The 13,234-nt window shown below is 58.1% G+C and carries 13 protein-coding genes; 6 read left to right on the forward strand and 7 right to left on the reverse strand.

Annotation, left to right across the window (positions count from 1 at the left end; translation table 11 throughout):
- The first annotated feature begins 96 nt into the window (after positions 1-96).
- Both AACW87_RS10580 and AACW87_RS10585 read left to right on the forward strand, forming a co-directional pair.
- Positions 97-429 carry a polyhydroxyalkanoic acid system family protein gene (locus tag AACW87_RS10580; RefSeq protein ID WP_043555719.1) on the forward strand — a complete coding sequence of 111 codons (333 nt, stop codon included), beginning with the start codon at positions 97-99 and terminating at the stop codon, positions 427-429.
- Between the two features lie 301 nt (positions 430-730).
- A complete protein-coding gene (locus AACW87_RS10585) occupies positions 731-2,158 on the forward strand; it encodes a wax ester/triacylglycerol synthase family O-acyltransferase (RefSeq protein WP_241324960.1) in 1,428 nt (475 codons plus the stop codon).
- Positions 2,159-2,238: 80 nt separating this feature from the next.
- Here the strand turns inward: AACW87_RS10585 and AACW87_RS10590 are convergent, their stop codons facing one another.
- The 4 genes from AACW87_RS10590 to AACW87_RS10605 all read right to left on the reverse strand — a co-directional run bounded on the left by AACW87_RS10590 (position 2,239) and on the right by AACW87_RS10605 (position 5,593).
- Complete coding sequence (locus AACW87_RS10590; protein ID WP_241324961.1) at positions 2,239-3,039, reverse strand: hypothetical protein; 801 nt, start codon at positions 3,037-3,039, stop codon at positions 2,239-2,241.
- Between the two features lie 42 nt (positions 3,040-3,081).
- The gene (locus AACW87_RS10595) at positions 3,082-3,732 is read right to left on the reverse strand and encodes a TetR/AcrR family transcriptional regulator (protein ID WP_241324962.1); all 651 of its coding nucleotides are present in this window, start codon (positions 3,730-3,732) and stop codon (positions 3,082-3,084) included.
- A 1-nt stretch (position 3,733) separates the two neighbouring features.
- The gene (locus tag AACW87_RS10600) at positions 3,734-4,918 is read right to left on the reverse strand and encodes a patatin-like phospholipase family protein (RefSeq protein ID WP_241324963.1); all 1,185 of its coding nucleotides are present in this window, start codon (positions 4,916-4,918) and stop codon (positions 3,734-3,736) included.
- 93 nt (positions 4,919-5,011) lie between these two features.
- A complete protein-coding gene (locus AACW87_RS10605) occupies positions 5,012-5,593 on the reverse strand; it encodes a phasin family protein (protein WP_043555724.1) in 582 nt (193 codons plus the stop codon).
- A gap of 247 nt (positions 5,594-5,840) precedes the next feature.
- On the opposite strand from AACW87_RS10605, the gene AACW87_RS10610 reads away from it, so the two are divergent.
- A complete protein-coding gene (locus AACW87_RS10610) occupies positions 5,841-7,811 on the forward strand; it encodes an SDR family oxidoreductase (protein ID WP_241324964.1) in 1,971 nt (656 codons plus the stop codon).
- Between the two features lie 36 nt (positions 7,812-7,847).
- Here AACW87_RS10610 and AACW87_RS10615 read toward each other — a convergent pair whose 3' ends face one another.
- Positions 7,848-8,744 (reverse strand): esterase/lipase family protein, encoded by an 897-nt coding sequence (locus AACW87_RS10615; protein ID WP_098984040.1) that lies wholly within the window; start codon positions 8,742-8,744, stop codon positions 7,848-7,850.
- Positions 8,745-8,916: 172 nt separating this feature from the next.
- On the opposite strand from AACW87_RS10615, the gene AACW87_RS10620 reads away from it, so the two are divergent.
- The 3 genes from AACW87_RS10620 (at position 8,917) to AACW87_RS10630 (ending at position 11,370) form a co-directional block, all read left to right on the forward strand.
- Positions 8,917-9,237: a YebG family protein gene (locus AACW87_RS10620; protein ID WP_241324965.1), complete on the forward strand. Its 321-nt coding sequence runs from the start codon at positions 8,917-8,919 to the stop codon at positions 9,235-9,237.
- A gap of 292 nt (positions 9,238-9,529) precedes the next feature.
- Positions 9,530-10,807, forward strand: coding sequence for a tyrosine-type recombinase/integrase (locus AACW87_RS10625; RefSeq protein WP_241324966.1), 1,278 nt, complete (start codon positions 9,530-9,532; stop codon positions 10,805-10,807).
- A gap of 212 nt (positions 10,808-11,019) precedes the next feature.
- Positions 11,020-11,370: a DUF3653 domain-containing protein gene (locus AACW87_RS10630; protein ID WP_241324967.1), complete on the forward strand. Its 351-nt coding sequence runs from the start codon at positions 11,020-11,022 to the stop codon at positions 11,368-11,370.
- Positions 11,371-11,405: 35 nt separating this feature from the next.
- On the opposite strand, the gene AACW87_RS10635 is transcribed toward AACW87_RS10630, so the two are convergent.
- Together AACW87_RS10635 and AACW87_RS10640 are read right to left on the reverse strand one after the other, a co-directional pair.
- A complete protein-coding gene (locus tag AACW87_RS10635; RefSeq protein WP_241324968.1) occupies positions 11,406-11,660 on the reverse strand; it encodes a hypothetical protein in 255 nt (84 codons plus the stop codon).
- Between the two features lie 510 nt (positions 11,661-12,170).
- Entirely contained in the window at positions 12,171-13,085 is a 915-nt protein-coding gene (locus AACW87_RS10640) for a hypothetical protein (protein ID WP_241324969.1), read from the reverse strand.
- Positions 13,086-13,234: the final 149 nt, after the last annotated feature.

Below are 13,234 nucleotides of genomic sequence, written 5' to 3' on the forward strand. Positions count from 1 at the left end.
TTGTTAAGTGAGTCCCAATTATGTTGCAAATGGCTTTCACTTGTTTGATTCATATGTTTAATATCAATAAATATTGTCACCGCTCAGAGAGTTAGCATGTTTCTATACGATCCCCTTGTCGGCAGCAGCCTGTCGACCATCAAGGTCAACCGCCAGCATCCCCTGGGATTGGCGGGGGCACGGCTCGCCGCCGAAGCCATCGCGCAGGACATGAGCGAAGAGTACGAACTCGACTGTGAGTGGGAAGATGAGGAAGAGACCCGGCTGATGTTTCGTGGTGCCGGGGTCAATGGCTTTCTCTGCCTGACCGACAACAGCCTGCAGCTGGAGGTGCGTCTCGGCCTGATGCTGCTGCCGGTACGCAGCGTGCTGGAGCAGGAGATCCTCGAATATGTCGATCATCGTCTGCCTTGTCCCAGTCAGGGATAACCCGAGCAGGCATTCAACATTCACCCAATACAGTCGCCGAAATAGCAGGGAGTTCGTGTTCCTGTATATTAACTGAACGAAGCACATCCTCCGGATAACCATATTTCGGGAGGATGCGAGCGGGCGGATTATGTGTTCTGCGATGAAATGTTCACGGCGCTACGTGTTGTTCTGCTCCGGCAGAAAGAATTAATCGAAGCGTATTGGCACCAACATATACGACACCTGTTTGTTCGCCATCGAGTATTTGGTTTTCATGAGAAGGGCGCGGACAAATAAGCGAAACGGTAGGGAAAATACCATGTCACCCTGTGAACTTATCTCCTGTGTCGATACCGCCTGGCTGCGGATGGACAGGCCCAACAATCTGATGCAGATCGTCGGCGTACTGATGTTTGACGGTCAGCTGGATGAAACCCGACTGCGAGAAAGCCTGCTGCACACAGTACGGGTACAGCCGCGCTTTGGGCAGAAAGCCTGTCTGGAGGGGGGCGAATACTACTGGCGCACCGATCCCGATTTTGATCTCGACCTGCACCTCAAGCGGGTGATCCTGCCGGGCAAGGCCGGCAAGGAGGAGCTGGAGCGGCTGGTGGCCGATTTTGCCTCCACCCCGCTCAACCACCAGCGCCCCCTGTGGGAGATGCACCTGGTGGATACCTCCCTCGGCGGGCAGGCACTGGTGGTGCGTTTCCATCACGCCATGGGGGATGGCTTCTCCCTGGTGCGGGCCATGCTGACCATGATGGACGAGAGCCCGATCTCGGCCCCCAGACCGCAACCCGAGCCGGTGGCCAACGACGACAGCGACGAGGATCACGATCATCAGGGCAGCCGCCTGCTGCGAGCCGGGCTCAAGCTGACCGGCACCCTCTGGTCCAAGTATGTCGAGGTGCTGACCCATCCCACCAAGGCGATGGATTACCTCAAAACCAGCCGGGACGTGACCGCCGAACTCTACACCATAGCCACCCTCTCCGACGATGCCAAGACCCGGCTGAAGGGGGAGACAGGCAGCACCAAGCGGGTGGCCTGGTCTGAGCAGATCCCGCTGCCGGACGTGAAGGCGGTGGGACGGGTGCTCGGCTGTTCGGTCAACGATCTGCTGATCGCCGCCACCGCAGGGGCGTTTCGCCACTATCTGCTGGCGCAGGGGGACGAGGTCGATGGCGTCGAGATCCGTGCGCTGGTACCGGTCAACATGCGCGCCCCCGACGACAAGGGGGCGCTAGGCAACCGTTTCGGGCTGGTGGCCCTGGATCTGCCCATCGACATAGCACACCCGCTGCAGCGGCTCCATGCGGTGCGGGATCGGATGCAGGCGCTCAAATCCTCCCTGCAACCGGCCGTGGTGCTGAATTTGCTGGAGGTGATGGGCATGGCCCCCAGGGCGGTACAGCAACAGGCCATCGACATCCTCTCGGCCAAGGCCAGCGCCGTCATCACCAATGTGCCCGGCCCCCAGCAGACCCTCTATCTGGCCGGTGCCCGCCTGCGCCAGCCGCTGTTCTGGGTACCTCAGGCCGGTGACATCGGGGTCGGCGTCTCCATCCTCTCCTATGACAACAAGGTGCAGCTCGGCCTCATCACCGACAAGAAGCGGGTGCCGGACCCTGATCTCATTGCCCTGCGCTTCGCCGTGGAGTTCGAACAGCTGCTGCTGCTGGTGCTGATGGAGCCGGACTTGCTCTACGATCCCGAGATGCTGGATCAGCTGCTGCACGGCTGAACCGCTCAGGCACGCCACCTGACATGAAACAAAGAGGCCAACCCGGGGGTTGGCCTCTCTCATTGCGCAGCGCCGCCGGACTATTCGTCCTCCAGCTCCTCACGGGCGGCTTCCACGTCGAGCCGCTCCATGGCATCCAGCGGCTCGCATTCGGCCGCTTCGCCGTAGAGCGCCTCGGCGGCCGCCATCTTGCTCTTGCCATGCATCATCACCATGGCATTGGCGTACTCCATGCGAGCGATGGCGGAGTGGGGGATGATGGCCAGCGCCGCCTTGAAGTGGCGATCGGCCTCCTCTTTTTTGGCGCCATAGGTGATGCCACCTATCATGGCTCCCAGCTTGTCGATGATCTCGGCGTGCCAGGCACCGAAGGCGATGTGGGCTTCCGCATGGTCGGGGGCCAGCGCCAGCGCCTTTTCCAGACTGGTCTTGATCTTGTCACCTATGCCGATGGATAACGCCTTGGAGACAGAAATCACCTGGCTGTAACGGCCCAGTGCCAGGGCGTGAAAATACCAGGCGTTGACGTTGTCGGGCTGACGCTTTTGCAACTTCTCGGCGTTGCTGGCGGCCAGCTCGAATGCTTCCCGCTTGGCATACTTGTCATCCAGCAGGTAGCTGGCGTGGATCACCAGCGCCTTGTTCGCCACGTTGAGGCCATCCTCGCCGGCGCCCAGACCCAGGGCGACGGCCCGGGCGAAATCACCGGCGTGATAGGCCCGCCAGGCTTCCTGTACCTGCTCATCTTCCGGCCAGGGTTCGGCATCCCCCTGGTGCAGGCGATCCCAGTTCTGCTCAAGGCGCTCCCCGGCATAGTCATAGGCCGCCTCCGGCCAGGGGAAGGGGGTGAAGTCGGACAAGTTGGGTTGTGAAGTGGTCATATGATTCTCCCTGTTAAAAACACAATCAAAAACACAGTTCTGTTAACCCGCCGTCGTAGCGGGCTGGTAATGGGTGGCGATGGCATCCAGATGGGCGCGGGCATTGGGCCGCAGACGAGGTGCCACCAGCTGCATCACCTGAAACACCCCCAGGGCTATGTCGGCATCCGCACGCGGGTGCAACGCCCGTTGATAGGAGATCCAGAAAGTGCCCACCAGCGCTATGTTGGCCGCCAGGGCGCCGATCTGGGCGTTGCTGCCCAGCAGCAAGCCACTGCCGGACAGGCTGTGGCAGATGGCGGCTGCGGTCTGCTCCTTGCGCCTCAGCAGGGCCGAGAAGCGCAGCTCCACCTTGTGGTTGCCACTCATCAGGGTGCTGATGTCGTAGTAAAAGAAGCGATACTTCCAGATGAGCTCGAACATCAGGTGCAAGAAGAACCAGATGTCTTCCGTCTCGTCCAGCGGGGGGGTGACAGTGTCGAGCAGATGGGCCATCTCCTGTTCGAACTCGCCGAACAGGGCGTTGACTATCTCCTCCTTGTTATGGAAGTGGTAATAGAGGTTGCCCGGACTCATCTCCAGCTCGGCCGCGATGGCGGAGGTGGTGACGGTCGGCTCTCCCAGCAGGTTGAACTGGGCGAGGGCGGTTGCCAGGATGCGATCCCGCGTCCGCCGCTTGGGTTTGCGATCCATGCTACTCCTTCGATTGGCGATGACCCTTGCCGCCATAACGGTGGGTCAGCCAGTGCTGCAACTGGGTCAGTGAGGCATCCAGCGCCGCTACCGAGCCGGTGCCAGGGGTGAGCAGGGAGCGCTGTTCATCGGACAGTGCTCTCAGATCAAGCTCCAGACCATGCCTGGCGAGAATGGGGCCAAGCTCAGCCCGTCGCTGCCACAGATCCCGGCGGGTATGCTGGAAGGCGTGCTCGCACAGACGGCGGCGATCCCGGTAACTGAACACATTGGTGAAGAACATCTTGCCATCGGCCGGAGAGGGCTCGAACAGCAAGGCGTCGGCCTGTGGATACTGGTGCTTGTAGCGATCCATGCCCACGTGCATGCGCGAGTGGATGATGGCGCGAAAGGTCTGGGCCAGCACCACCGGCAAGCCGCTATCCACCAGGCTGGCGGGGTGTTCGCTGGCCAGCCCTGCATCAAACGGCACCAGCGGATTGATGCAGAACACCAGATCGGCCCCCTCCTGCAGCGCCACCGAGGCGTGCAGCGTCTTGATGAGGGCCCCGTCCACGTAGTAGCGACCATTGATCAGCGACGGGGGAAACAGACCGGGCAGGGCGGCAGAGGCCTGCACCGCCGCCGAGATGGGCACCTGATCCAGCCCCGGGCTGCCAAAGGCGACCGCGCGGCCGGTATCGAGCTCGGTGGCGATGACGAACAGGCGGTTCTTGAGTTCACGAAAATCGTTGCTGCGGCCCCGGCGAGAGAAGAACTGGGTCAGGATCCTGTCCACCCCGCGACTGTCGAACAAGCCGGTCGGGATCGCCTTGGCCAAGCCTTGCAAGGAACCGAGCAGGCTCTTGTGCCAGGGGGCGGAGAGGTAATCGGCCAGGCACTCCCAGGCCAGTGGCGGCAAGGAGGAGAGCCGCTTCGCGTATTCACCGAAGGCGGGACGCAACAGGGTGGAGGGATCGAAAAATTCGCCGCTGTCGTCGCTGAGCAGGATCCGCACCAGCTTGTCGGGGGAGATGCCATTGGCCAGCGCAGAGGCGATCACGGCCCCCGAGCTGACCCCCACGTAGATGTCGGCCTGCTCGAAACGCAGCCCCTTGATGCTGTCGGCCAGGGCGGCGCAGGCTCCGATCTCGTAAATCCCTCCCAGAGGTCCACCTCCGGCGAGGGCAATCGCAATCGTGCTCATGACATGGCCTCCCTTCTCAAGCAAAACCGGCCCAGCAAGAGGGCATGGGCCGGTGGGTTATGACGCAAGGCCAATCAGGCGTTGCTTGTCAGATCAGGAGAGTGCGGTCTCGCCTTTCTCCTTGACCTCTTTCACTACGCTCTCGACCTCGGTCGCCAGCGCCTTGACCTCTTCCTTCACCTTGGCGATAGGGGCTGCGGCGGCTTTCTTCACCGGTGCCTTCTTGACAACGGGTTTCTTGGCGGCAGTCGCGGCGGCGGGTTTGTGTTCCGCGGCCGGCGCGTCCTCTTCATCCTGCGCATCGATGAGTTGTTGCACCACCTCGGTCAGCTCGGCCATGCGCTTGGAGAGCTTGTCGATGTCCTTGCGGGTCGGGATGCCGAGGCTGGCGACGGCACGGGCCACGCGATCCTCGAACACTTGCTCCAGACGGCCCCAGGTACCCGTGGTCTTGTCGGTCATGGCAGCGATCTTCTCATCTGCGCTCTGACGGGTACGAGTCTGCAATGCCTCGCCTTCCTGTACCAGGGCTTCGAAGATCTTGCCCCCTTCCTCTTGCGCCTTGGCGTAGGCGCCCAAGCCCGCCAGCCAGATCTGCTGGGTGGATTCCTTGATGGTCGAGGTGAGCTGGTTGTCGGTCACCGAGCTTGCCAGCGCTTTCAATTTCTTGGCCATGATTGTTTCCTTACTGGTGAGTGGGATATAGGTAATGACAACAACCTTGGTACATTCGTTGTGGCATTACTGAGCTTTCATCCTCAGTCTATGGAGAAAAAATAGAGGGTTCTACCTAATAACGGAACAGGCAGTCGTGGTAATTTTGGTCTGGGTCACGAAGATGACGTTCAAATGAATATTTCCATTTGAAGCGTGATATATCTAACAGCAACTAACAGCCCAATCAGTAAGGGAAATAAATACCATGGACTATTTCATCACGGGGGGCAGCGGTTTTATCGGCCGCCGGCTGATTAAAAAACTGCTGCAGCGCCCAAATAGCCGGGTGCATTTCTTGATGCGCGCAGCCCATCTTGAGCGGGTACCCGATCTGCTGGCCTACTGGGGGGTCGACGCGCAGCGCGCCATTCCGGTTGTCGGGGACATGACCCATCCGCAACTCGGCGTGAGTGTGGCCGAGCAGGAGCCACTCATCGGCCGGATCGATCACTTCCTCCATCTCGCCGCCATCTATGATCTCAACGCCAAGGCGGGCATTCAGCAGCAGGTCAATGCCGAGGGTACCCGCCAGGCACTGCAACTGGCCGAACGACTCGGCGCCCGCTGCTTCCATCACTGCAGCTCCATAGCAGTGGCCGGCCTGTTCGACGGTCTGTTCAGGGAAGACATGTTCGATGAGGCAGAACACCTCGACATGCCCTATTTCCAGACCAAGCACGAGGCCGAGGGCATAGTGCGCCAGGAGAGCACCATCCCCTGGCGCATCTACCGACCCGGGATAGTGGTGGGGGATGCCAATACAGGCGAGATGGACAAGGTGGACGGCCCCTATTACTTCTTCAAGACCATCCAGAAGCTGCGCCGCATGCTGCCGCCCTGGATGCCCGCCATCGGGGTCGAAGGGGGCCGCATCAACCTGGTGCCGGTCAACTTCGTGGTGGATGCCATCGATCACATCGCCCACCTGGAGGGGGAGGACAACAAGGCGTTCCACCTGACCGACTCCCATCCGATGCGGGTTGGCGACATGCTGAGCACCTTCTCCCGCGCAGCCCATGCGCCCAAGCCCGCCATTCGCATCAATGCGGCCCTGTTCAGCTTCATTCCCCGCCATTTGATGACCATGCTGATGGCGCTGACGCCGGTGCGGCGCATTCGCGATGCCGCGATCGCCGATCTCGGCCTGCCCAAGGACATCTTCCGGCTCATCAACTATCCCACCCGCTTCGACAACCGCGAAGCCCAGCGGGTGTTGAAAGGAACCGGCATCGAAGTGCCCCCGCTGCACAGCTATGCCTGGCGGCTGTGGGATTACTGGGAGCGTCACCTCGACCCCGAGCTGTTCATCGATCGCACCCTGCGCGGCCGGGTCGAGGGCAAGGTGGTGCTGATCACCGGCGCCACCTCCGGCATCGGCAAGGCCACCGCAAGAAAGCTGGCCGAGGCGGGTGCAACAGTGCTGACCATTGCCCGGGACGAACACAAGATTGCCGAAACCCAGGCCGAGTTTGCCGAGCAGGGCTTGACCCTGCAGGTCTATCAGGGGGATCTGGCGGATCTGGCGCAGGGGGAGGCGATCACCCGGCAGATAGTGGCCGAGCATGGCGGGGTGGACATCCTCATCAACAATGCCGGCCGCTCCATCCGCCGCGCCATCGAGGACTCTTTCGAGCGCTTCCACGATCTGGAGCGCACCATGCAGCTCAACTACTTCGGCACCCTCAAGGTGATCATGGGGGTGCTGCCCACCATGATCGAGAAGAAGAAGGGCCACATCATCAACATCTCCTCCATCGGGGTGCTGACCAATGCGCCGCGCTTCTCCGCCTACGTCGCCTCCAAGTCGGCGCTCGACGCCTGGGTGCGCACCGCGGCGTCCGAGTTTGCCGACAAGGGGGTCAACTTCTCCATCATCAACATGCCGCTGGTGAAAACCCCCATGGTGGCACCGACCAAGGTGTATGAACAGGTGCCCATGATGACACCGGAAGAGGCAGCCGATCTGGTGTGCGACACCATCATCAACAAGCATGTGCGACTGGCCACCCGGCTCGGGGTGTTCGGTCAGGTGATCCATGCCCTGGCGCCGCGGGTGGCCCAGGTGATCATGAACACCAGCTTCCGCACCTTCTCGGATCCCAAAGAGGGCGGCGAGTCCAAGGCCTCTGCGGATCAGATGGCGGTATCTACCCTGATCAAGGGCATTCACTTCTGATTTGAGGAAGCATGCGATAAGCCGGGGCCTGAGCAATCAGGCCCTTTTCGTTTGTGGCTGGGAGCGGGCAAGCAGGGTCAGCAGCAGGGCCGTGGTACGGCGCGAGTAGATGAGGGAGAGGTGACCAAGGGCGGCGAGTTCTATGTCCTCCATGCCCTCCATCCGCTGACGGGACTGGGGCAACACGAAGTTGTCATGGCTGGTGCGCACCGAAATCCCGGGCACGCACAGTGGCACGGCGGCGAAGCGTTGCAGCCAGCCGGAGCCCGGCTCCATCTCCCGCGCGTTGTCTCCCAGGCCAAGGGCAGCCAGCTGACTGCCCTGATGAGGGGTCGCCAGGGTGATGAGTTGCGCCACCTTGCCACCACCGGCCAGGGCCAGATAGTCACGGCACACCAGCCCGCCCATGCTGTGGCCGATCAGCACCAGCTGAGCGGCGCCGGTGGCGGCCAGCACCTCGTCGATGCGCCTGGCCAGCAGGGGGACCATGTCATCGAGATGACCGAAGGGAGGGGTCAGGGTCACGGTGGCAACCACGTGGCCGGCGGCTTCCAGGCGGGCGCGCTGCAGCCGCCAGATCCCGCGACTGCAGCCGTAACCGTGTACCAGCAGCAGGGGCAGGGGAGAAGGGGTGAGCCTGTCCGGCGCCATCAGCAGCCGCTCAAACGGCAGCAGCCAGGTGAAGGTGAGCAGGTAGGCGAACATCTCCCGGATCACCATGTGCAGCCAGGCACGCAGACCGATGGCGGGGACAGGGTAGAAACGGGAGAACCCCCAGGTCAGCAATACCACCAGGCAGCGCAGCCCCAGCAGCGCCAGCACCACAAACAGCAGGGAGAGCAGGGGAGAGAGACCAATGACCAGATGAGCGATGCCCCCGAGGAGCGTCACTTCAACCAGCAGCAATATGAGCAGTTGTCTTGTGATCGTCATGAGCCCATCATCCGACTTGCGTAAAGCGGATGTCAAATGACCCTTTCATCAATGTGATAACGGCCGCGTAATCGGCTCGACCACCATGATAAACGCCCGTTGGACAGGGTTATTTGCAATACTGTATATCCGTACATATACTTGTGGTCACTATCATGAGGAGGACGCCACTATGGCCGTTGAGATCAAATATGTTGTCGTGCGTGGGGGAGTGGAGAAGATGACCTTTGCCAGCAAGAAAGAGGCGGATGCCTATGACAAGCTGCTGGATACCGCCGATGAGTTGATGACCCTGCTGGCGGGGGCACCTGTCGCCCTCGAACCCGACCAGCAGGAGAGCCTGGCCTTCTACCTGGCCGAACAGCGTGATGTACTGCAAAACGTGCTGCGCGGTGGCAAGGGGCAGGGGAGCCCCAAAGAGGAGCCCCAAAAGACGGCAGAGAAGAGCGATGCCGACAAGCCCAAGGGAAAATCCCTCAAGAGCGTGGCCTGAGGGACGGGGGAGAGGCGCCGGGTTGACATTATCCTCATGGCGCCTCCACAAACCATTCACATATTGAGCATTAAAAATCATTTTTACGGCTATTTGTCCCGAGAATTTTCCAACCAGCGTGCATATCCATTGAGTAATGACGGCATGTTGTGCACACAGGTTGCAACGGACGATTCAATCTCACACACGCCCGGATTGTCAGTCACACAGTGATGCCGATAACCCCATTTATCGGCATCAGCTTTTGAGCGGGGCTGCCGGCCTCCATTCCATGAACCAAGCAAGCACCACCATGACCTCTATGTTACTTCCGCCCGCCATGCCGCTGTTTGATGGCCTGGCTCACCTGGAGGCGGGCAATCCCCAGGTCAACCAGTATCTGGCCAACCTCAGCCTGAACGACGTGCCCGATGCGGGTCTCGTCTACGAACTGGCGGTCGACTGGCTGCTGGAACAGCGCCACAACGAGAACAACTACAAGACCTACCGCAGCGAGTTGACGACGTTTCTGCACTGGTGTTTCAGCGAGCTGGCCATCAGCCCGAAAGATCTGACCCGGCGCATCATGATGCGTTATCTCGACTACTGCCAGGCACCGCCAGAGCCGCTGATTGCCTACCGCAACGTGGCACAGTTCATCCTCGACAAGGAGTGGGGAGAGCGGCTGCCCAATCCCTTGTGGCGACCCTTTCTCGGCAAACGGGAACTGGGCCGCGAGCTGCCATACCGTCTGAGCGAGCAGGCAATGAAGACCAAGCTCGCCATCCTGTCGGCCTTCTTCCAGTTTTTGATCCAGGAAGAGTACATGGACAGAAATCCGGCTCTGCTGCTGCAGCGAGTCAAGCGACCGGTCCAGCAGGAGCCTGATGATCAGGGCCAGGCCTTCAGTGAGTTGCAATGGTCCTACGTGATGCAGGCCGCCGACCGGCTGGCAACCGAATCACAGGATCAGCACGAGCGCAGCCGCTTCCTGATAAGCCTGATGTACGCCTGTTATCTGCGCATCTCCGAGGTGGCAGCCAGACCCGGTTTCACGCCCGTCATGGGCCAGTTTCGCCGCGATGGAAAAACCGGCGTCTGGGGGTATTACATTCCACGCAGCAAGGGTGGCAAGCGGCGCACAGTGGCGGTATCCCATGCCTTGCTGGAGGCTCTCGAACGCTATCGCATCTTTCTGGGATTGTCGCCATTACCGGCACCCAATGAGCAGACGCCGCTCTTTGTACGCCACAAGGCTGCCGCACACGGCCGGGAACGAGGCGAACTCAATGCCAATCTCGGGATCCGCCAACTGCGTGAACTGGTCATGACGGTCATCCAAACCGCAGCGAACCTGGCTGAGCAAGACGGCTTTAGCCAGGACGCCGCCGAGATGAGCAACCTGACCCCGCATTCCATTCGCCACACCGGCATTACCCACGACATCAATCTCAACGGGCGGCCGCTATCCCATGTACAGGCCGATGCGGGCCATGACAGCATAGACACCACCTCAAAGTATCTGCACACAGGCAACAGCGAACGCCATGAAAGTGCCAACCACAAACCGCTGGACCGGTTACACGAATGAACGGGCAATGAGTGAGAGATAACAATCAAGATGACATGCTCAATGGCCAACCCAATAGCGAGAATCTCCGGCCTGATAAACCCGGACCTAGCACCTCGCTCGGCCCAACAAACCACAACTGCGCATAATGCCACGTTTTGTTAAATGCCCATCCGAAACCCGCCGATAAGCCACTCCACGCAATTTTGCTGGTTTATCAGGTATTTACTTGGATGGAACGAGAGTTGACCAAAAACTTCATTTTTCGCTGGTTTGAATGCGGCTTATCCGTTGAAGAGGTGGCAAATCTATGTTTCGTTTCTGTGAGGCAGGTCACGTATTGGGATAAGGGTACAGAGATACCCCCTGTCTATAAACGGCTTATGCGTATGGCATGTGGGCGGGAACTGCCCACCATTTTCAAAGCCTGGGAAGGCTGGCGGATGAAGAACGACTGCCTTATCTCGCCTAACGGTGTGATGTTCGATAGAAGAAGGATTGAGGCCCTGGCCATCATTCAGGTCGAGAGATCCGAACGGCAGATGGCGGCTTTCTACTGGCGGAAGAAACTAGGCATCAATTGACAGGGGAGGGGGCAGGAGCCCCCTAGTAAAATCTACTACTTAGTCTTCAACGCAGCCTCAATACGATCTGCATACACAGAGAGGCTATTAAGCTCCAGCTGAGGAGCAACCCCACCTGTAGCAATGCGAACTTTGATCAGTTCAAGAGCACAAGCTACAGCAATGGCACGCTGATCTTCAGGAGTCGCTTCATTAAACCTCACACCAGAAGCAGCCGAGCGCTTCGGGATACCAAAATATTCAGCAAAAACACCAGCCTTCTCTGTTTCAAGCACAATTTTATCAGACATAAAATTACCTAGGTTAGCGAGCTACATGCTCGATAGTGATGTGGGGGCGATTGCTTATAAATCAACCCTTTGCTGATGGCTTTTTCATCATTTTTTCTGGCGGTAAAACAGGAGACAGAGCAAGCATTGATACTAATCTAAGGAGAGATAACACCTATCAAGGTAACCCTGAGCATCAGGAGGCACTGTGCAATGAATTCCCCCCGTATTACTACACGGGGGGAGGCCACAGCATCGGCGGGCTAGGGGACTTACCTTACCCTCTTGAAGATGAGCAATATCAATGAGACACACACCAAGAAGCCCCATGTAGCTGCATCAAATACAACGCCTGTAGCCTCTCTAAGGCTTGCCACAACTGCTTGGTGCTGTTCCAGGGAGATCGGGCCAGATAATAATACGCTTTCCTTTTCCGATATATGCCCGAAGGACATAGCCGCAATTGCTATCCAAAAGTAATAGCCTAATGAGACGAATATAATCCCGCCCCATCTAATAATAACTTTCATTTTATTTGTTAACATCATGAGCCCCATTTAATAATCCACCAACCGTTCCAGCTGAATAAGGCGAGACCTTTCCAATAGCCGAAGCTGACTCAGCCAGAGCCCTATAAGCTTTCGTTTCAGGAGAATTTTCGCTCAGCGGTTTAATTCCAGCTGTATTTGGATATTGCTTTTTAAACTCGCTAGTCATTTCTACAACTTGCATTGAGGTATCTGAACTTTTCTTCAAAAGGTATCTCTGCAAAGATATTGGCACCGCAAAATCTTCTTCGGACTCAATGCGCATCTGTGAATTGGTTGTATAGCCGCCTTTAAAAACACTCGAACCGGCCATCTTGATGCCGTCAGCAGCATGGGTTGTACAGTTTTTTCCTGTCACATCATATTGGTCAATTGTATGGCCATTTTTCTTGGTTCTTTCACCCATATCTGGTGTTTGAATTGCTGGCACCCCACTTTTCCATAAGCGCTCAAAATACTTCTTGGCAATAGTGATATCAGCATCGTTAATAATGAAAACTCGAGCCTCTTTTGCGTATAACTCCTCTGCATAATATGACCGAGCATCTTCAAACTTGAAGAAATTTAGTACACCATCTCCAACAACACCACGTGGATTGCCTACCCGTCCAAAACGACCATATGTATACACGTAAGGGCTATTATCCTCATGGACAGAAATAAATGCATGTCCGGCACCTTTTATTTCTGTCCATATAAAGACACCATTAGCCAGCGGATTAATAGGAGCCAGACACTGACTCCCCGTATCCAACCATTCACCTATGGACTTACTAATCCGCTCTACCAAGCCAGGCCCATCGTTCCTGATATACGATATCGGTTCACCTACAGCCTGACCTTTATCCTGCCACAGCCCTAATCCCTTGCCGTACTGCTTCATTTGCTCTGGAGTCATGCCATACCCTAACCGGCTCAAAATGAGTATTGTGCCACGAGGCGCAGGTGAGGCCAAAACAGGAATGACACAGGACGACACTGATTGTCGGCAAGAATCGTCCTATACCATAAAAGGTATAGGAAAAGATGACAGGAAGACCGTTATAG

This window comes from Aeromonas sp. MR7, from assembly GCF_963899385.1.
GTDB classification, from domain to species: domain Bacteria; phylum Pseudomonadota; class Gammaproteobacteria; order Enterobacterales; family Aeromonadaceae; genus Aeromonas; species Aeromonas bestiarum.